This window comes from Thermaerobacter subterraneus DSM 13965, from assembly GCF_000183545.2.
Lineage (GTDB): Bacteria > Bacillota > Sulfobacillia > Thermaerobacterales > Thermaerobacteraceae > Thermaerobacter > Thermaerobacter subterraneus.
Genome location: NZ_JH976536.1, coordinates 291,555 through 310,339, shown reverse-complemented (window position 1 = coordinate 310,339; position 18,785 = coordinate 291,555). Strand labels below are relative to the sequence as shown.

Below are 18,785 nucleotides of genomic sequence, written 5' to 3'. Positions count from 1 at the left end.
GCCGCCCCTCCCGTGCCAGTGCTACACTAAGTTGCAACGCGCCATGGCGCCGGAGTGTGATCCCATTGCCCAGGACGCTGATCATCGTCGAGTCGCCGGCCAAGGCGAAGACGATCAAGAAGTTTGTCGGGCGCGACTATGCCGTCGAGGCCTCCATGGGCCATGTGCGGGACCTTCCCAAGAGCCAGCTCGGGGTGGACATTGACGACCACTTCACGCCCCACTACATCACCATCCGCGGCAAGGGCAAGCTCATCGAGCGACTGCGGCAGCAGGCGCGCCAGGTGGACCGGGTCCTCCTGGCCACCGACCCCGACCGGGAAGGCGAGGCCATCTCCTGGCATCTCTGCCAGCTTCTTGACATCGACGAGAGCTCCCCGTGCCGGATCGTGTTCCATGAGATCACCCGGGAGGCGGTGCGCCGCGCCCTGAAGGAGCCGCGCCCCATCGACGAGAACCTGGTGGACGCCCAGCAGGCGCGGCGGGTGCTGGACCGCCTGGTGGGCTACAAGTTGAGCCCGCTGCTGTGGCGGAAGGTGCGGCGCGGCCTCTCCGCCGGCCGGGTCCAGTCGGTGGCCGTGCGCCTCATCGTCGACCGGGAGGAAGAGATCGAGGCCTTCACGCCCCAGGAGTACTGGACCCTGGAGGCCGATCTGGTGCGGCTGCCGGGCGGGGAGACCTTCACCGCCCGCTATTACGGCGACGCCGAGGGAAAGAAGGAACTGCCCGACCGGGCTGCCGTCGACCGCCTGCTGGCCGATCTGGAGGGGCGGCCCTTCTCCGTCCTGGGGGTCGAACGCAAGGAACGGAAACGCAACCCGGCGCCGCCTTTCACCACCTCGACCCTGCAGCAGGAAGCGGCCCGCAAGCTGGGGTTCACCGTGCGCCGCACCATGCGCATCGCCCAGGAACTGTACGAAGGGATCGAACTGCGGGGCGAGGGCGCCGTGGGTCTGGTGACCTACATCCGCACGGACTCGACCCGCATCGCCGACCAGGCCCTGGACGAGGCGGCCGCCTACATCGCCGCGCGCTTTGGCGCCGAGTTCTCGGCGCCCCGCAAGCAGGCGGGGCGGCGGGCAGCACAGGCCCAGGATGCCCATGAGGCCATCCGACCCACGTCGGTGGCCCGGGAACCCGACGCCATCAAGGACGATCTGACGCCCGACCAGTACAAGCTCTACCGGCTGATCTGGGAGCGGTTCGTCGCCAGCCAGATGGCCCCGGCGGTGCTGGATACCGTCACCGCGGAGATCGGAGCCGGTCCCCATCGCTTCCGGGCGACCGGTTCGACCGTCAAGTTCCCGGGCTTCATGAAGCTCTACGTGGAGGGCCGGGACGAGGGGGGCGAAGGGGAGGGCGACGAGGCGGAGGGCATGCTCCCCGACCTTGCAGAGGGCGATGCCCTGGCGCTCAAGCAGCTGCGGCCGGAGCAGCACTTCACCCAGCCGCCCCCGCGCTACACCGAGGCCATGCTGGTCCGGGCCCTGGAGGAAAAGGGCATCGGCCGGCCCAGCACCTATGCGCCCATCATCGAAACCATCCAGGAGCGGGGCTACGTGGTGAAGGAAGACCGGCGCTTCCGGCCCACCGAGCTGGGCCGGGTGGTCACCGCGTTGCTGAAGGAGCACTTTCCCGACATCGTGGACGTGGAGTTCACCGCCCGCATGGAGGCCGACCTGGACCGCATCGAAGAGGGCCAGCGGGAATGGGAGGATGTGGTCCGGGAGTTCTACGAGCCCTTCAGCGCCACCCTGGCCCGGGCGGAAAGGGAGATCCAGCGCGTTGCCCTGCCCGTGGAGGAGACGGACGAGATCTGCGAGAAGTGCGGCCGGCGCATGGTGATCAAGCACGGGCGCTACGGACGCTTCCTGGCCTGCCCGGGCTTTCCCGAGTGCCGCAATACCCGGCCCCTGGTGGAGAAGACCGGCGCCCGCTGCCCGCGCTGCGGCGGGGAGATGGTGCAGCGCCGGTCCCGCAAGGGCCGGGTCTTCTACGGGTGCAGCAACTATCCGGAGTGCGACTTCACCACCTGGGACCGGCCCACGGCGGAAACCTGCCCCGAGTGCGGCACCTTCCTGGTGGAGAAGCGGTCCCGCCAGGGGGTGCGCCTGGTCTGCGCCAACCCCCAGTGCACCTATCAGCGGGAAGGGGCCGCCGAGACCGCCGGCGCCGGTGCCGGGGCGGGGAGGCGTTGAGCATGGCGGAACGAGTCACGGTCATCGGCGGCGGCCTGGCGGGCAGCGAAGCCGCGTGGCAGGTCGCCCGCCGGGGCATTCCGGTGCGGCTTTACGAAATGCGGCCGGTGAAATCCACCCCGGCCCACCACACGGGCCAGCTGGCCGAGCTGGTCTGCAGCAACTCCCTGCGGGGGAACCAGCTGGACCAGGCGCCGGGGTTATTAAAGGAAGAGATGCGGCGGCTGGGCAGCCTGATCATGGCGGCGGCCGACGCCAGCGCCATTCCGGCAGGAAGCGCCCTGGCCGTCGACCGGGAGGAGTTCGCCCGGCGCGTCACGGAGGCCATCACCGCCCACCCGCTGATCGAGGTGGTGCGGGAAGAGGTGACGGAGCCGCCCGCGGAAGGTCCCGTGATCATCGCCACCGGACCCCTGACCTCCGACGCCCTCTCCAAGTGGATCCGGTCCTTCACCGGCGAGGAGTACCTGGCGTTCTTCGATGCCGCCGCGCCCATCGTCACCTACGAGTCGTTGGATCTGTCCAAGCTGTTCCGCGCGTCCCGCTACGACAAGGGCAGCGGCGACGACTACCTGAACAGCCCCATGACCCGGCAGGAGTACGAGGCCTTCTGGCAGGCCCTGGTCGAAGCGGAAAAGCACGTGCCCCACGACTTCGAACAGGGCCTGTTCTTCGAAGGCTGCCTGCCCATCGAGGAGATGGCCCGCCGGGGTCCGGACACCCTCCGCTACGGGCCCTTGAAGCCCGTGGGCCTGGTCGACCCCCGCACGGGCAAGGAGCCCTACGCCGTGGTCCAGCTGCGCCGGGACAACCGCTACGGCACCCTGTACAACCTGGTGGGCTTTCAGACGAGCCTCAAGTGGGGCGAGCAGAAGCGGGTCTTCCGCATGATCCCGGGCCTGGAGAACGCCGAGTTCGCCCGGTACGGGGTGATGCACCGCAACACCTTCATCTGCTCGCCCAAGGTGCTCAAGCCCACCATGCAGGCGCGGAAGCGCCCCGACCTGTTCTTCGCCGGCCAGATCACCGGCGTGGAAGGGTACATCGAATCGGCCGCCACGGGCATCGTGGCGGGCATCAACGCGGCCCGGCTGGTGCGCGGGGAAGAACCCGTCGCCTTTCCGGCCGAGACGGCCCATGGGGCCCTGACCCGGTACATCACCGAAGCGCATCCCGACCACTTCCAGCCGATGAACATCGCCTTCGGCCTGTTGCCGCCCCTGGAGCGGCGGGTGCGGGACCCGCGGCGCCGCAAGCTGCTCATGGCCGAGAGGGCCCTGGCCGCGCTGGAGCGGTTTGCCCCCGCCCGGCTCCCCGAGACCGTGCCGGGGCCGGCGGTCCCGGGCGGTGACCCGGCGCCTGTGCCCGGGCGGTGAGACCGTGACCCGGATCCCTGCCGGTTCCCTCCCGGCTGCCGACGTGGTGGAGGCCTACCTGGATCACCTGCGCCTGGAGCGGGGTCTTTCCCCCCGCACGGTGGAGGCGTACGCGGGGGATCTGGCAGGCTGGCTCCAGTTCCTGGGCCTGGAGCCGCCCGTCGGGGCGGCGGCCCTGGCGGGCGTCAGCGGCCGTGACCTGCGCCGCTGGCTGGCCCATCTGGAAGAACGCGGCCTGGCCCGGGCGTCCGTGGCCCGCAAGCTGGCGGCGGTGCGGGGCCTTTTCCGCTACGCCGTGCGGGAGGGCTGGCTGGCGGCCAGTCCCGCCGCCCGCCTGGCCACGCCGCGGCTCCGGCGGCGGCTGCCGCGGGTGTACACCCCGGAGGAAGCCCAGGCCCTGCTGGAGGCGGCGGCCTCGGGCCACGGTCCGGCGGCCCTGCGGGACCGGGCCATCTTGGAACTCCTCTACGGCTGCGGCCTGCGGGTGGCCGAGCTCAGCGGGCTCGACCTGGACGACGTGGACCTGGAGGGCGGCTGGCTGCGGGTGTACGGCAAGGGCGGAAAGGAGCGGATCCTGCCGCTGGCCGGTCCGGTGGCGGCGGCCCTCCGGGCGTACCTGGAGGAAGGGCGCCCCGGGTTCCTGGAAGGCCGGCGGCACCGTCCCTGCCGGCCTGCCGATGCCCAGGCCGTGTTCCTCAACCGGTGGGGCGGCCGGCTCTCGCCCCGCGGCATCCAGGCCATCGTGCGGCGGGTGGGGGCGGTGGTGGCGCGGCTGCAGGCCCACCCCCACCTGCTGCGCCACACCTTCGCCACCCACCTGCTGGACGGCGGCGCGGGGCTCAGGGCGGTCCAGGAGCTGCTCGGCCACGCCAGCCTGGCCGCAACCCAGGTGTACACCCACGTGTCCCGGGCACGGCTCTGGGCGGTCTACCAGCAGGCCCATCCCCGGGCCCGCCCTGCCCCGGCTGCGGCCGTCCCCGCACCGGGGGCTGCGGCGCCGGAGCCGGAGGGCCTGGGCGCCCCGCCCTCGGCAGGCGCACCCGGTTCGCCCGCCGGGTACGGGCCGGCAGGGGGGCGCCAGGGGCTGCAGCCGGGATCGTCGCCGTCCGGGTAGTCCCCGCCGCCGGGGTTCCCGGCGCCCCCCGGGCGGGGTGGTCGCCGCCCGCGGCGGGCAACGGATCCGCGCCCTTCGGCAGGGCGGACCGGCACCGTCACCAGGCCCCAGCACGAGCCGGAAGGCCGGCGGGCCAGAGCGAGGGATCAGCGCATGGGCGAGGGGCAACCCCGCTTTCACGGCACCACCATCCTGGCCGTGCGCCGCAACGGCCGGGTGGCCATGGCCGGCGACGGCCAGGTGACCCTGCAGCAGCACATGGTGATGAAGCACCGGGCCCGCAAGGTGCGGCGGCTCTACCACGGGCGGGTGTTGGCCGGGTTCGCGGGCAGCGTGGCCGACGCCGTGGCCTTGATGGAGCGCTTCGAGGGGAAACTGGAGGAACACGGCGGCCAGCTGGTCCGGGCGGCGGTGGAACTGGCCAAGGACTGGCGCACCGACCGGCTGCTGCGCCGCCTGGAAGCCCTGCTGGTGGTGGCCGACGCCGACCACCTGCTGCTGGTGTCGGGGTCGGGGGAAGTGCTCGAACCCGACGACGGGATCGTGGCGGTGGGGTCGGGCGGCGGTTTCGCCCTGGCGGCGGCCCGGGCCCTGGCCCGGCACACCGGCCTGGATGCCGCCGCCATCTGCCGGGAGGCGATGCGCATCGCCGCCGAGCTCTGCGTTTACACCAACGACCAGCTGGTGATCGAGGAGCTCTAGCCGTGCTCTCGCCGTACTCTCGCCGTACTCCAGCCGCACGGGCCTGGGCCGGGAGCAACGGGCCCGGGCCGGGGGCCGGCCCGATCGGGGCGGCCACCCGCCAGGGGGAGGGACGACCGTGGAACGGGGAGCCGTCCAGGGCGCCGCGTGGGAACCCGACCGGCTGACCCCCCGCCAGATCGTGGCGGAGCTGGACCGGTACATCGTCGGCCAGGCGGAGGCCAAGCGGGCGGTGGCCATCGCCCTGCGCAACCGCTGGCGGCGGCAGCAGCTGCCGCCGCACCTGCGGGACGAGGTGGCGCCGAAGAACATCCTGATGATCGGCCCCACCGGGGTGGGCAAGACGGAGATCGCCCGGCGGCTGGCCCGGCTGACGGGAGCTCCCTTCATCAAGGTCGAGGCGACCAAGTTCACCGAAGTGGGCTATGTGGGCCGCGACGTGGAGTCCATCATCCGGGACCTCTTGGAGACGGCCATCCGCATGGTCAAGGCGGAGCGGGTGGCCGCCGTCGAGGACCGGGCCCGGGCCGCGGCCGACGACCGCCTGCTGGACGTGCTGGTTCCGCCGCCCCGGCGGCGCCCCCAGCGCGCCGGGTCGCCCTGGGAGATGCTGCTGGGGTCCCTGGGGGCCGGGATGCCGGGTCCGGCCGAGCCCGCCCGGCCCGAGGAAGAGGAGGACTGGCGCCGGCACCGCCAGGAGGCGGCTGCGCGGCTGCGCAGCGGGCAGCTGGAGGACCAGGTGGTCGAGATCGAGGTGGAAGACCAGGCGCCGCCCATGGTCGACATCCTGGGCGGGCCGGGCCTGGAAGAGGTCACCCTGAACGTGCAGGACCTGCTCAAGGACTGGCTGCCCCGGCGCAAGCGCCGGCGCCGCCTGCCGGTGCGGGAGGCCCGGGAGGTGCTGGCCCAGGAAGAGGCCCAGAAGCTGATCGACATGGACCAGGTGGTGGCCGAGGCCATCCGGCGCACGGAGCAGGCGGGCATCGTCTTCATCGACGAGATCGACAAGATCGCCGGCCGGGAGCGGGGCCACGGGCCCGACGTCTCCCGGGAAGGGGTGCAGCGGGACATCCTGCCCATCGTCGAGGGCTCCACGGTGATGACCCGGCACGGCCCGGTGCGCACGGACCACATCCTCTTCATCGCGGCGGGAGCCTTCCACATCGCCAGGCCCTCGGACCTGATCCCCGAGCTGCAGGGCCGGTTCCCCATCCGGGTGGAGCTGCAGCCCCTCACCCGGGACGACTTCAAGCGCATCCTGACCGAGCCGGACAATGCCCTGCTGCGCCAGTACCAGGCCTTGCTGGCCACCGACGGGGTGGAGCTGGAGTTCACCCCGGACGCGGTGGAGGCCCTGGCGGACATGGCGGCCCGGGCCAACCAGCAGGCGGAGAACATCGGAGCCCGGCGCCTGCACACCCTGCTGGAACGGCTGCTGGAGCCGGTGGCCTTCGACGCCCCGGACGCCCTCCAGGGCAAGGTGGTGGTGGATGCTGCGTTCGTCCGCCAGCGGCTGGAGGGAGTCCTCCAGGATCAGGATCTGAGCCGGTACATCCTCTGAGGGCCCTGCCCCCTGGTGGCGGCGCCGGGAGTCCGGGGCCGGCCGGGGAGCCGGCGGCGAGCCCCAGGCGGCCTGCGCGGGCGAAATCCTGACCGGCCGCCCCCCGGGGGCAAGCGAAGGAGCCAGGGCAAGCGATCCTGGCTGGCAAAACCCACCCTGCCGCAAGAGGGACCCAAAACCAGGACCCGGGTCCCAAATTTTTTGTCGCGGATAGAAGGAATGACCAGTTCGGTGCAGAATCATGTCGACCAGTGCCGGCTGGAAAGCCGCTACAACTGAATAAGCTTCGGGGGTGAGCCGCGGTTTCTGTCCCGGTTGCACAGGCCGGGGCGCGGCCACCCCCCGCGGCAGCGACAAAGGCACCCCTGTCGAAAGGCAGGTTCGCAAAGTCACGGGTCTAAGGTCCCGCCAGCACGGGACTATGACGGCCGGACTGCCGAACGCCGCGCGGTGGACCCTTGGCAATCCTCTCGTCCGCCCGTGGTGCCTGGCGCGCCGCGGGCGGCTTTCTTTTCCAGCGGCGGGAGGGGATGGACCCGTGTGGGGGCGCGTCAACGATGAACTGGCTGCCGGGCTGGAGGTCCTGGCCCTCCGCCAGCGACTGCTGGCCCAGAACGTGGCCAACGCCGAGACGCCCGGCTACAAGCGGTATGATCTCGACTTCGCCCGGGCTCTGGAGGCGGCGCTGGCCGGTCGCGGGCCGGCGGGAGGCCAGGCCGCGGGGTGGGCAGCCGGGGCCGCCGGCACCGCCGGGACCGGAGGGGCCGAACCGGCCGTGGCGGCCGCACCAGCCACCGGGGCCGGGGGCGCGGGGGCAGCCGGAGCGGGCGGGGTGGCGGTCGGGCCTGCCGTACCCGGTGGCCGGCTGTCCCTGGGCGTCACCCACCCAGGCCACCTGCCGGGCCGGTGGGCACCAGCAGATCCGGCGGTAGCGGTATACCGGGAGACCGGTTCCTCCCTGCGCAACGACGGCAACAACGTCGACCTGGACGCGGAGATGGCGCGGATGGCGGAAAACGGCGTGCACTATCAGGCCCTGGTGCGGCAGCTGTCCGATCGCATCGCCCTGCTGCGCACGGTCATCGCCGAGGGGAGGCGGTAAGCGGTGGCGGGCGGGATGTTCAGCACCTTCGACATCGCGGCCAGCGGCATGACGGCCCAGCGGCTGCGCCTGGACCTGATCGCCAGCAACCTGGCCAACGTGGACTCCACCCGTACCCCCCAGGGCGGGCCCTACCGCCGGCTGGTGCCGGTCTTCGAGGAACGCGCGACGCCCTTCGCCCGGATCCTGCGGGAACGGGGTGCGGTGCCGGGGCCGGTGCCGGCGGCGGGTGCCGCAGCCGGCTGGGCACGCTCCCCCCTGGCCGGCGTAGCGGGTGGGCCGGTGCCGCCCGTAGCCGGTCCGGGCGCGGCGGGTCCCGGCGGGACCGGAGCCGCCCCCGGCGGGGTCCAGGTGGCGGCCGTGGTCGGCGATCCCTCGCCGCCCCGGCTGGTGTACGACCCGGCCCATCCCGACGCGGGCCCGGATGGTTACGTGGCGTACCCCAACGTGGACCCGCTGGCGGAGATGGTCAACCTGCTGGCGGCGACCCGGGCCTACGAGGCCAATGTGGCGGTCTTCGCCGCGGCCCGCACCCTGGCCCTGCGGGCGCTGGACATTGGCCGCGGCTGAACGGCCCTGCGGCTGCCGGATGCCCCTGGGACCGCCAGGGTCCCGGCAGCGTTGCGGCTGCAACGGAGGAGGTCTGAGCCATGAACCCATGGGGTGTCCAAGCCCCCGGCAACGTCGCCTGGCCCGGTTCTTCCCCGGCGACCGGTCTGGGCGGGACCTTCGGACCGTCCGGAAGGGCGGCGGCTGCGGCCGCGGGCGACGGCCCGGCGGCCGGTTCCACCGGGCCCGGTGGCGTGGGACCCAGCTTCCTGCAGGAACTGGCCCGCGCCCTCCAGCAGCTGGAGGGCGCGGCCGGCGAGGCCGACGCCATGGCCCGGCGCCTGGTGACGGGCCAGGTCCAGGACCTGTCCCAGGTCATGGTGGCCAGCGAGAAAGCGCGGCTGGCCATCGAACTGGCGGTGCAGCTGCGCAACAAGGCGCTCGAGGCCTACCAGGAGATCATGCGCATGCCCGTGTGACGGGTGCGGCCCTGCGGCGGCCGGCGGGATGAGCGGCACGGGGCCGGAAGGCAGGGTCGCGGTCGGTCGAGGAGGCGGCGGAATCCTCCATGCCCCTGGCACAGGTGCGGCAGCTTCCCCAGCAATTCATGGCCTGGTTCCGGAAGCTCAGGCCGGCGGCCCGGTGGGTGGTGGTCTCGGCGGCGGCTCTGGCCCTGGCCGGTTTGGTGGCGCTGGCCCTGGCAGGGCGCAGCGGGCCCCAGTGGGCCCCCCTGTTCACCCAGCTGGACCCCACCGACGCCGCGGCCATCGCCGGCCAGCTGGAGGAGCAAGGCATCCCCTTCCAGCTGGCCCAGGGGGGGCAGGCCATTCTGGTGCCCGCGGAACAGGTCGACCGGCTGCGCCTGGACCTGGCCGCCCAGGGCCTGCCGCGCCAGGGGACGGTGGGCCTGGAGCTTCTGGAGAACATGCCGATGGGTGCCACGGAGTTCGAGCGGCAGGTGCAGTACCTGCGGGGGCTCCAGGGCGAGCTGGCCCGTACCATCGGCCGGCTGGAGGGGGTCGAGGCGGCGCGGGTCCACGTAGTGCGGCCCGAGCGCAGCCCCTTTGTCAGCCAGCAGCGGCCTGCCACGGCGGCGGTGCTGGTCCAGCTGAAACCAGGGGCGGAGCTCGAGCCCGAGCAGGTGCGGTCCATCATGCACCTGGTCGCGTCGGCGGTGGAAGGCCTGAAGCCCGAAGACGTGACGGTGGTGGATACCACCGGCCGCCTGCTCTCGGCCGGAGTGGAGCTGGCCCAGGAAGGGACCGCCGTGGTGCCGGGTGACCGCTTCGAGGTGGAACGCCGCTTCGAGGCGGAGCTGCAGCGCAGCCTCCAGACCCTGCTGGAGCAGGTCCTGGGCCCGGGCAACGTCATCGCCCGGGTCAATGCGGAGCTCAACTTCGACCAGCAGGTGGTGGAGCGGCACCTTTTCGAGCCCCCGGCCGACGGCGGCCAGGGCATCCTGCGGTCCATCCAGGAGCTGCAGGAGACCTTCACCGGCCAGCCCGCACCGGGCGGGGTGCCGGGGGACAGCAACATCCCCACCTATCCCCAGGTGGGCGGCGGCACCCTTGACTACCAGCGCAGCGAGCGGACGGCCAACTACGAGGTCAACCAGGTGGTCGACCGGGTGCAGGTGGCCCCGGGTGCGGTCCGGCGCCTGTCGGTGGCCGTGGTGGTCAACGGCGATCTCACTCCCGAGCGGCGGCAGGCCCTCCAGCAGGCGGTGGCCGCGGCCATCGGCAGCGACCCCCAGCGCCAGGACCAGGTCGAGGTGGTGGCCATGCCCTTCGACACCACGGTGGCCGACCGCCTGCAGCAGTCCCTGGAGGAGGAGCGGCAGGCCCGGGAAGCGACCCGGCGGGTGGCCCTGCTGGCCGGCGCGGGGGGGCTGGCGCTGCTGGCCCTGGTCCTCCTGGTGGCCGCCTGGCGGCGCCGGCGGCTCGCCCGCCGGCTCCTGGAAGCACAAGCCGCCGGTCACGGGTTACCCGCCGTGCCGGGGAGCACCGCCGGCACGGTGGCGGCCGGTCCGGCCGGGCGGGGCACCGCGGCCGTACCCGGCCCCGGCGGACCCGTTCCGGGACCGGCCGGGGCCGCGGCGACGGGTGCCAACGGCAAGGCGGCGGAGGCCACGGTCCTCGAGCAGGTCAGCGAGCTGGTGAAGAACCAGCCGGAGCACGTGGCCCAGGTGATCCGCAGCTGGCTGGCCGAGCGGTCCGCCAACTGACGGCGGCGGTCAGGACGGCCTGAGCAGGATCAGGACGGCCAGGCCCGGCGCGGGCGGGGGAGGAGGCGATGGCCATGGCGACAAGGCAGGTTGCGGTGGCAAGGGCCGGCACGGCGGTGGCCGGGGGTACGCCCCGGGGTGGGATCAGGGCCCCGGCGGCGCCGGTCGCCGCGGAGGTGGCCGAGGGTCCGGAGGGCGGCATCGCGGCGGAGCCGGGGGCCGGTGCGGCGGCCGCCGGTGGCCGGCCTGCCCTCCGGGAGGCGGCCCGCGACCTGTCGCCGCGGCGCAAGGCCGCGATCCTGATGATCTCCCTGGGACCGGAGCTGGCCGCCCGGGTCTTCCGCTACCTGCGGGAGGAGGAGATCGAACAGCTCACCCTGGAGATCGCCAACACCGACCGGGTCGCTCCCGAACAGCGGCTGGCGGTGCTGGAGGAGTGCCGGGATCTGGCCCTGGCCCACGCCTACATCGCCCAGGGCGGCATCGACTATGCCAGGGAGCTGCTGGTGCAGGCCTTGGGCCACCAGCGGGCGGCGGAGGTGATCAACCGCCTCACCGCGACCCTGTAGGTCCGGCCCTTCGAGTTCGTGCGCCGGGCCGACCCGCTGCAGATCCTGAACTTCATCCAGCAGGAGCACCCCCAGACCATCGCCCTGATCCTCGCCTACCTCCATCCGGAACAGGCCGCCGTCGTCCTCAGCGGCCTGCCGCCCGAGCGCCGGGCCGACGTGGCCCGCCGCCTGGCCCTGATGGAGCGCACCTCGCCCGAGCTGATCCGGGAGGTGGAGCGGGTCCTGGAACGCAAGCTGTCGTCGGTCCTGGGCGAGGAGGGCACCGTCGCGGGGGGGCTGCAGGCCGTGGTCCAGGTGCTGAACAACGTGGACCGCGGCACCGAGCGCAGCATCATGGAGGTCCTGGAGGTCACCGACCCCGAGCTGGCCGAGGAGATCAAGAAGCGGATGTTCGTCTTCGAGGACATCGTGCTGCTGGACGACCGGTCCCTGCAGCGGGTGCTCCGGGAGGTCGACCTCAACGAGGATCTGCCCCTGGCCCTCAAGGCCGTCAGCGAGGATGTCAAGCAGAAGATCTTCCGCAACCTGTCCCAGCGGGCCGTGGAGATCCTCCAGGAAAACCTCTCCTACCTCGGGCCCGTGCGCCTCCGCGACGTGGAAGAGGCCCAGCAGAAGATCGTCAACATCATCCGCCGCCTGGAAGAAGAGGGCGAGATCGTCATCGCGCGGGGTGGCCAGGATGAAGTGGTCGTCTAGGGTGGGAGACGCCCGGCGGCCGGTTCCCGCCCGCTGGCCGGTGCTGGGGTCCCTGCCCGGCGCCGGCGCGGCGGCCCCCGGGCTCCGGCCGGTGAACTGGCAGTCCGTGGGCCCGGCGGGCGGGACGGTGGCCCCTGCCCCTGCGGGCGAGGCCGCTGCCCCGACGGAGGCCGGCCCGGCTGCCGGTCCGTTGCCGGCAGCTGCCCAGGCGGCGGCCGGCCGGCGGGTCCGCCGCTGGCTCCGGAGGGCCAGGCGGGCGGCGGCCGCCCACCTGGAGAAGGCCCGACGCGAGGCGGACGCCCTGTGCCGCCAGGCGCGGGAGGAGGGCTTCCGCCGGGGCGAGCAGGAAGGCCGGGCGCGGTGGGAGGCGGCCTGCCGGCAACTGGAGGAACAGGCGGCCCGCCAGCGGGAGGAACTGGCCGCCGCCTACCGGCGGCTGGTCGAGGCGTCCGCAGGGCCCGTGCTGGAGCTGGTCCTGGTCCTGGCCCGCCGGGTGGCGGGCGAGGCCCTGGCGGTCGATGCTGCCGCCCTGCGCCGCCAGATCGAGGCGGCCCTGGCCCGGCTGGGGAGCGAGGGGGCCCGGGTGCTGGTGCATCCCGAGAGCCTGGCCCGGCTGGAGGAGGCGTCGCCCCTGCCCGCTGGCGTGGAGCTGGTGGCCGATTTGACCCTGGCGCCCGGCGACTACCGGGTGGAGACGCCCCGGGGGCTCATCGACGGCCGGGTGGAGGCCCAGATGCAGCGCCTCGGTCGGGCCCTCCGGGAGGCCGGACCCGGGGGCGGGGCGGACTCCGAGCCGGATGTCATCGCCGACGAGGAGGCGGCCAGGGTCCGGGCCGGTGCCGCCCCGGAGGGGAGGGAAGGAGCATGACCGTGCCGGCCGTTGCGACCCGACCCGGTCTCCCGGGCGGGCCCGGAGCAGGGGCTGCGCCGGGCCCCGACCTTCAAGAGGCGCAGGGGTCCGGTGGGCTCCTGGACTGGGGCCGGCTCACGGAGGCCGTGCAGGCGGCCGAACCACGGCCCTGCCAGGGCTGGGTGGAACAGGTGGTCGGCCTGGCGGTCGAGGCCCGGGGCCCCGTGAGCTCCCTGGGGGAGCTTTGCTGGATCGACCGGCCGGGACGGCCGCCGGTGCCGGCCGAAGTGGTGGGGTTTCGCGGTGCCCGCACCCTGCTGATGCCCCTGGGTGATGCCCGGGCCATCCGGCCGGGCAGCCGGGTGGAGGCCACAGGCCAGGGGTTCCGGGTGGCCGTGGGCGAGGGCCTGCTGGGCCGGGTGCTGGACGGGCTCGGCCGGCCCCTGGACGGCCAGGGTCCGGTGGCGGCGGAAGCCTGGTACCCGGCGGAAGCCGACCCCCCGCCGCCCCTGGCCCGCCGGCCCATCCGGGAGCCCTTGCCCGTGGGGGTTCGCGCCATCGACGCCCTGCTGACCTGCGGCCGGGGCCAGCGGGTGGGCATCTTCGCCGGCAGCGGCGTGGGGAAGAGCACCCTCCTGGCCATGATGACCCGGCACACGGCGGCGGACGTGGTGGTGGTGGCCCTGATCGGCGAGCGGAACCGGGAGGTGCGGGACTTCGTCGACCACCATCTGGCCGGTAGCCGCCGGCGCACGGTGGTGGTGGCGGCCACCGCCGACCGGCCGGCCCTGGTGCGCATCAAGGCGGCCCAGGTGGCCACGGCCATTGCCGAGTTCTTCCGCGACCGGGGCCGCCACGTGCTGCTGGTGATGGACTCGGTGACCCGCTACGCCATGGCCCTGCGGGAGGTGGGCCTGGCCGTGGGCGAGCCGCCGGCCACCCGCGGCTACCCGCCGTCGGTCTTCGCCGCCCTGCCGCGGCTGCTGGAGCGGGCGGGGACCGGGGACCGGGGCAGCATCACCGGCTTCTACACGGTGCTGGTGGATGGGGACGACTTCAACGAGCCCGTCGCCGACGCGGTGCGGGGAACGCTGGACGGCCACATCGTCCTTTCCCGCCAGCTGGCCGAGGAGGGCCAGTTCCCCGCGGTGGACGTGCTGGCCAGCGTCAGCCGCCTGATGCCGGAGCTGGTCGATGCGGCCCACTGGGCGGCGGCCCAGCGGCTGCGGAGGTGGCTGGGCGCCTACCGGGAGGCCCGCGACCTGGTGGAGATCGGCGCCTACCAGCGGGGCACCAACCCCGACGTCGACCGGGCCCTGGAGCGCATGCCGGCCATCCGGGCCTTTCTCTCCCAGGGGCGCGACGAGGCGGCTTCCTTTTCCGAGGCGGTGGCCCGGCTCCAGGAGGTGGCCGGCGGGGAGGCCGCCGGCGAGCAGCGGGCCTGAGGATCCAGGAGCAGCAGCAGGGGTGGGGGGATGGCCATGGCAAGCGGGGAGCCGTTCCGCTTGCAACGGGTATGGGACGTACGCCGCCTGGAGGCCCTGGCCCGGCTGGGGGAGTGGGGTCGCTGGCAGGCCCGCGCCCAGCAGGCGCAAGAGGAAGCGACCTTGCTGGAGGCCCAGCGGCGGCAGGCGGCGGGCGAGCTGGCGGCCGTGGGGCCGGCCCGGCCGGCCTTGGAGATGGTGGCCCGCTGGCGGGAACTGGAGCATCTGGGGCTCCGCTGCCAGGCGGCGGCCGGGCGGGCCCAGGTCCTGCGGCGCGAGGCCGAAACCCGCCAGCAGGCGGCCGTCGCGGCCCGGCGGGAGGAACAGGCCTGCGAGCGGCTCTACGACCGCCACCAGCGGCGGCAGCGCCTGGAGGCGGCGCGGCGGGAGCAGGCCCATCTGGACGAGGTGGCGGGTCGCCGGGCGGCGAGGGAGGAGGCGACGGGCCATGACCCGTGGTGATGGGCCGGTGGCGGCGCCGGTGCGATGGGGGCCTGCGACCGCCGGCGCCGCGGGAACGGGGGCGGCGGTTCCGGGCGGCACCCGCGACGCCGGGGGCCCCCAGGGGCCGGCGGCGGGACGGCGGCCGGGAGAGGTCTTCGCCGAGCTGCTGGACCAGGCTCGGACCGGGCGGGCCAGTTCCCCTGGTCCGGCGGGCGGCACGGCCCCCGCCGGCTCCGGCAGTGCGGGATCTGGAGAGGACGGCGGCCGTGACGCCCGCCGTGTCGCCGGCGGAGAGGTCATGGGGCTGGTCGCGGCCCTGTTTCCCCTGGGTTTCATGCCGGCCCCCGGCGACCAGGTTGGGGCCGGCCTCGAATCCCGTGCCCGGGGTCGCGAGACCGGGGCGGTTGCGGTGGAAGGGTGGTCCGGCACCCGTGAAGCTGCCGGGCCGCGGCCGGCAGGGCTACCGGCGCGGGGGGGTGCAGCGGGGGGATTCGAACCCCGGGAGGCTGCCGCCAGGTCCGGTACGGCGCCGGAGGCCGGGATGGAAAGCGAAGGCAGCGGCCGGCTGGGGGTCGCGAAGGCGCAGGACGGCGGTCCTGGCGCCGGGCACAACGGCGCCCCCGGTGGGGCACCGGGGGCGGGAGGGGCCGAAGGAGCGGGCCGTGACGCCCCGGCGACAGGGGGACCGGATCCCACTGCCGCCGGCGGGACAGCGGTAGGCCGGAGCCCGTCTCCTGCCCTCGGGGCCGGCAGCGCCTCCCAGGGCAAGGCCGGCCCGGCGGAATCCGCAGGGCCCTCGACCCGCCGCGCCCAGCCCGTCGCGGGGACCACCAGGGCGGCCGCCACCGCCCCTTCCGGCTCCGGAACGACCTCAGGCCCCACCGCCCCGGCTGCCGGCCCGGTGTCGGGAACCGGGGCGATGGTTGGGGCAGGGGGGTCCCTTGAGCCGCCGGGAAGCGGAATGCCGGTTTCGGCGGCGGGTGGTCCGGACGCGGCCACGGGTCCGGATGCTGCCGCCGGCGGAGCCGCCGGACCCGGCGGCGTTCCGGGTGGCGGCCGGCCGGAGACGCCGGCCCCGGTCTCGTGGCCCGGGCAACCCGGTGGCGGGCTCCTGGCCGGGGACGGTGGACCGGCGGCAGGGGACGGCAAGGCCGGGGCCACCTCGCCGGCGATGACGGGTGCGATGGCTGCCGCGGCGGGCGGCGCACCGGTCCCGAGCGCAGCGGCCGCGGGGCCGGGGGCCGGGGCGGAAGCTTACGGCCCAGGGTGGCCTGGGCCGGCCTCCGGCCATGCGGCGGCGGCCGCCGGCATGGCGAGCCTGCCTGCGGGCCAGGCTGGGCCGCTGCTGCCGGGGGCGGCCGGGGTCGTGGTGCCGGTCTCCCAGGGGACCGGCATCCCCGGCGGCCCGGCCGCGGCGCAAGCGGCCGGGCCGCCGATAAGAGGTGAAGGAGAACCCCTGGCACCGGCGGCTGCCGCGGCCCCGGGGATGGCCTCGCCGGCGGCGGCCCGGCTGCCGGGAGCGGCGGGCGGCGGCCCCGTGGACGCCGGCCGGTGGGCGGCGGCGGTGGCCCGCTGGATCGAAGGGCTCGAGTGGCACCGGACAGGCGACCGGCACCGGTTGCGACTGGAACTGGCTCCGGCCCACCTGGGACCCCTGCACGTGGAGGTCGCGGGGGACGGCAGCGTGCTGGCGGCCCGCCTCACGGTGTTCCACCCCGACACCCTGGCCCTGGTCCAGCGTCACCTGGACGAACTCCGCCAGGCCCTGACCGCCCGCGGCTACCAGATTCAGGGTCTCGAAGTGGGGCTGGCAGCCGGCGGGGCGCCCGGCCAGGCCGGGCAGCAGGGGCCGGGCGGCCAGGGTGGCCCGGGCACGGCCTGGGCCTGGGCCGCAGGCGGGGTCCCGAGCGCGCCCGGCCCCGGCCCGGGGGATGTTCCTTCTGCCGGCCCGGGCACGGCGGCCTTGCCGGGAGGGGGCCGCGGGCGGCTGGACGTCCGGATCTAGGAAATGGGGAGGTGGGGAGGTGGCCGGGATGGCCATTACCAGCAGCACGGCACAAGCGGCGGCGGCGGGTTCCGGCCCGGGCAGCACCGGCGGCGCGGCCGGCCGGTCCGGCCCGGGCGGTCCGGGCGGCTTGGCCCCCGACGCCTTCTTCCGGTTGCTGGCGGCCCAGCTGCGCTATCAGGACCCGCTGCAGCCCATGCAGGACACCGCCTTTGTGGCCCAGCTGGCCCAGCTCACCCAGCTGGAGGAGACCCGGGCCCTGCGGGCGGCCCTCAGCGGGCTTTCGGCCCTGCCCCTGCTGGGCCGGACGGTGGAGATCACCACCGCCCAGGGGACCCGGACCGGCACGGTCACGGGGGTGCGGATGGATCCTGCCGCACCGGGCCTGATGATCGACGGCCGGCCCGTGGCCTGGGCCGACGTGCTGGACCTGCGCCTGGCGGGTGAGGCGGAGCCCGCGGGCGGGCCGGCAGGGCGCCCGGTGACGGCGTGAGGCGGCGGGCGCCGGCGGCAGAGCGGTGCGGAACGGGCCCGCCCGGGGCCGCCGGAGACCCCGGCGGGAGCCGGCGCCGGCCTCGGGTCCGGGCCGGCCGCGCGGGGGAAGGACACGGCAGGGGGATGACCTTGAGGGAGGGTGAGGCGCCATGATGCGCTCGCTGTATGCCGGCATCTCGGGGCTTCAGAACCACCAGCTCCGGATGGATGTGATCGGCAACAACATCGCCAACGTCAACACCGTGGGCTACAAGTCGAGCCGCGTGACCTTCAAGGAGCTGTTCAACCAGACCCTGCGGGGGGCCTCGGCGCCCGCCGGGCCGGCCCGGGGCGGGACCAACCCGATCCAGATCGGCCTGGGCACGGCCCTGGGCGGGATCGACGTGATCCACCAGGCCGGCAACCCCCAGGTGACGGGCGTGGTCACGGACATGGCCATCCAGGGCGACGGGTTCTTCGTGCTGCAGGACGCCACGGGCGGCTACGCCTACACCCGGGCCGGCGACTTCCGGCTGGATGCCGAGGGGTACCTGGTGAACGCCGATGGCCTGCGGGTCCTGGGCTGGCAGGCCCAGGGCGGCGTCCTGCCGGCCCGGGACGCCCTCAACCTGGGCGCCGTCCGCGTTCCCGTGGACCTGGCCGTACCGGCCCAGGCCAGCACCCGGGTGACGTGGTCCAGCAACCTGGATGCCACGGCACCCACGTCCAGCACCCTGACCCAGGCCATCGACGTCTACGACTCGCTGGGGAATCCCCATACCCTGATCTTCACCTTCACCCGCACCGGGTCGAACCAGTGGTCGTGGAACGCCGCCGCGGCGGCCGACCCGGCCACCTCCCTCGGCTCGGGCACCCTGACCTTCAGCAGCGCGGGGCTTCTCACGGCCGGCAGCCCGGGCACCGTGAACTACAGCCCGCCCGGCGCCGACCGCATGACCCTGACCGTCGACTTCGCCGGCCTGACCCAGTACGCCGGGCCGTCCACCGCCGAGGCCACGGCCGACGGTTATCCCGCCGGGCAGCTGACGTCCTTCAGCGTCGATGCATCGGGCACCATCACCGGCACCTTCTCCAACGGGATGACCCAGCCCATCGCCCAGGTGGCCCTGGCCGCCTTCGCCAACCCGGCCGGCCTGCTGCGCGACGGCAACCTCTACTGGGAATCCAACAACTCCGGGGTGGCCCGGATCGGGGAGGCGGGCACCGGCGGGCGCGGCTCCGTCACCCCGGGCGCCCTCGAGATGTCCAACGTCGACCTGTCCCGGGAGTTCGTCGACATGATCGTGACCCAGCGGGGCTTCCAGGCCAACTCCCGGGTCATCACCACCTCCGACGAGATGCTCCAGGAACTGGTCAACCTCAAGCGGTAAGGCGGCCGGCTGAGAGCCCCGCCCGCCGGCTGCCGCGGCGGGG

General features: G+C 74.4%; 15 protein-coding genes, 1 pseudogene and 1 riboswitch. All 16 genes and pseudogenes read left to right on the top strand.

Translation table 11 applies throughout. The features are described from left to right. Positions 1-65: 65 nt before the first annotated feature. The 16 genes and pseudogenes from topA to THESUDRAFT_RS11505 all read left to right on the top strand — a co-directional run bounded on the left by topA (position 66) and on the right by THESUDRAFT_RS11505 (position 18,742). Positions 66-2,198 carry a type I DNA topoisomerase gene (gene topA, locus THESUDRAFT_RS11580; protein ID WP_006904981.1) on the top strand — a complete coding sequence of 711 codons (2,133 nt, stop codon included), beginning with the start codon at positions 66-68 and terminating at the stop codon, positions 2,196-2,198. Between the two features lie 2 nt (positions 2,199-2,200). Beyond that, positions 2,201-3,574 (top strand): FADH(2)-oxidizing methylenetetrahydrofolate--tRNA-(uracil(54)-C(5))-methyltransferase TrmFO, encoded by a 1,374-nt coding sequence (gene trmFO, locus THESUDRAFT_RS11575; RefSeq protein ID WP_006904980.1) that lies wholly within the window; start codon positions 2,201-2,203, stop codon positions 3,572-3,574. Between the two features lie 4 nt (positions 3,575-3,578). Beyond that, positions 3,579-4,688: a tyrosine recombinase gene (locus THESUDRAFT_RS11570; protein WP_242823408.1), complete on the top strand. Its 1,110-nt coding sequence runs from the start codon at positions 3,579-3,581 to the stop codon at positions 4,686-4,688. Between the two features lie 153 nt (positions 4,689-4,841). Next, on the top strand, positions 4,842-5,390 hold the full coding sequence (hslV, locus tag THESUDRAFT_RS11565) for an ATP-dependent protease subunit HslV (RefSeq protein ID WP_006904978.1): 549 nt from the start codon (positions 4,842-4,844) through the stop codon (positions 5,388-5,390). 118 nt (positions 5,391-5,508) lie between these two features. Further along, positions 5,509-6,951 carry an ATP-dependent protease ATPase subunit HslU gene (gene hslU / locus THESUDRAFT_RS11560; RefSeq protein WP_006904977.1) on the top strand — a complete coding sequence of 481 codons (1,443 nt, stop codon included), beginning with the start codon at positions 5,509-5,511 and terminating at the stop codon, positions 6,949-6,951. 348 nt (positions 6,952-7,299) lie between these two features. Beyond that, positions 7,300-7,392, top strand: a riboswitch (cyclic di-GMP riboswitch). A gap of 97 nt (positions 7,393-7,489) precedes the next feature. Next, positions 7,490-8,053: a flagellar basal body rod protein FlgB gene (locus THESUDRAFT_RS11555; RefSeq protein ID WP_006904976.1), complete on the top strand. Its 564-nt coding sequence runs from the start codon at positions 7,490-7,492 to the stop codon at positions 8,051-8,053. A 3-nt stretch (positions 8,054-8,056) separates the two neighbouring features. Next, positions 8,057-8,623 (top strand): flagellar basal body rod protein FlgC, encoded by a 567-nt coding sequence (gene flgC, locus THESUDRAFT_RS11550; protein WP_006904975.1) that lies wholly within the window; start codon positions 8,057-8,059, stop codon positions 8,621-8,623. A gap of 80 nt (positions 8,624-8,703) precedes the next feature. Continuing rightward, positions 8,704-9,081 (top strand): flagellar hook-basal body complex protein FliE, encoded by a 378-nt coding sequence (gene fliE / locus THESUDRAFT_RS14785; RefSeq protein WP_006904974.1) that lies wholly within the window; start codon positions 8,704-8,706, stop codon positions 9,079-9,081. Positions 9,082-9,170: 89 nt separating this feature from the next. After that, positions 9,171-10,826 carry a flagellar basal-body MS-ring/collar protein FliF gene (fliF, locus tag THESUDRAFT_RS11540; RefSeq protein ID WP_006904973.1) on the top strand — a complete coding sequence of 552 codons (1,656 nt, stop codon included), beginning with the start codon at positions 9,171-9,173 and terminating at the stop codon, positions 10,824-10,826. A 272-nt stretch (positions 10,827-11,098) separates the two neighbouring features. Continuing rightward, positions 11,099-12,094 (top strand): annotated as a pseudogene (gene fliG / locus THESUDRAFT_RS11535) (flagellar motor switch protein FliG). Beyond that, the gene (locus tag THESUDRAFT_RS12540) at positions 12,078-12,962 is read left to right on the top strand and encodes a FliH/SctL family protein (protein ID WP_006904972.1); all 885 of its coding nucleotides are present in this window, start codon (positions 12,078-12,080) and stop codon (positions 12,960-12,962) included. Before fliG ends, THESUDRAFT_RS12540 begins: the two are co-directional and overlap by 17 nt. Next, positions 12,959-14,389, top strand: coding sequence for a FliI/YscN family ATPase (locus THESUDRAFT_RS11525; protein WP_006904971.1), 1,431 nt, complete (start codon positions 12,959-12,961; stop codon positions 14,387-14,389). Before THESUDRAFT_RS12540 ends, THESUDRAFT_RS11525 begins: the two co-directional genes overlap by 4 nt. Before the next feature lie 30 nt (positions 14,390-14,419). Next, positions 14,420-14,890: a flagellar export protein FliJ gene (locus THESUDRAFT_RS11520; protein ID WP_006904970.1), complete on the top strand. Its 471-nt coding sequence runs from the start codon at positions 14,420-14,422 to the stop codon at positions 14,888-14,890. A 1,291-nt stretch (positions 14,891-16,181) separates the two neighbouring features. Next, positions 16,182-16,877, top strand: a complete 696-nt coding sequence (locus THESUDRAFT_RS13605; RefSeq protein ID WP_006904969.1) for a flagellar hook-length control protein FliK — start codon at positions 16,182-16,184, stop codon at positions 16,875-16,877. A gap of 28 nt (positions 16,878-16,905) precedes the next feature. Further along, entirely contained in the window at positions 16,906-17,370 is a 465-nt protein-coding gene (locus tag THESUDRAFT_RS12535; protein ID WP_006904968.1) for a flagellar hook capping FlgD N-terminal domain-containing protein, read from the top strand. Positions 17,371-17,521: 151 nt separating this feature from the next. After that, positions 17,522-18,742 (top strand): flagellar hook protein FlgE, encoded by a 1,221-nt coding sequence (locus tag THESUDRAFT_RS11505; protein ID WP_006904967.1) that lies wholly within the window; start codon positions 17,522-17,524, stop codon positions 18,740-18,742. Positions 18,743-18,785 lie beyond the last annotated feature (43 nt).

Bases quoted from the DNA above. Each gene is read 5' to 3' on its own strand.
- trmFO (WP_006904980.1), top strand. From the start codon at position 2,201: ATGGCGGAACGAGTCACGGTCATCGGCGGCGGCCTGGCGGGCAGCGAA.
- hslV (WP_006904978.1), top strand. From the start codon at position 4,842: ATGGGCGAGGGGCAACCCCGCTTTCACGGCACCACCATCCTGGCCGTG.
- fliE (WP_006904974.1), top strand. From the start codon at position 8,704: ATGAACCCATGGGGTGTCCAAGCCCCCGGCAACGTCGCCTGGCCCGGT.
- fliF (WP_006904973.1), top strand. From the start codon at position 9,171: ATGCCCCTGGCACAGGTGCGGCAGCTTCCCCAGCAATTCATGGCCTGG.
- THESUDRAFT_RS12540 (WP_006904972.1), top strand. From the start codon at position 12,078: ATGAAGTGGTCGTCTAGGGTGGGAGACGCCCGGCGGCCGGTTCCCGCC.
- THESUDRAFT_RS11525 (WP_006904971.1), top strand. From the start codon at position 12,959: ATGACCGTGCCGGCCGTTGCGACCCGACCCGGTCTCCCGGGCGGGCCC.
- THESUDRAFT_RS11520 (WP_006904970.1), top strand. From the start codon at position 14,420: ATGGCCATGGCAAGCGGGGAGCCGTTCCGCTTGCAACGGGTATGGGAC.
- THESUDRAFT_RS13605 (WP_006904969.1), top strand. From the start codon at position 16,182: ATGGCGAGCCTGCCTGCGGGCCAGGCTGGGCCGCTGCTGCCGGGGGCG.
- THESUDRAFT_RS12535 (WP_006904968.1), top strand. From the start codon at position 16,906: ATGGCCATTACCAGCAGCACGGCACAAGCGGCGGCGGCGGGTTCCGGC.
- THESUDRAFT_RS11505 (WP_006904967.1), top strand. From the start codon at position 17,522: ATGATGCGCTCGCTGTATGCCGGCATCTCGGGGCTTCAGAACCACCAG.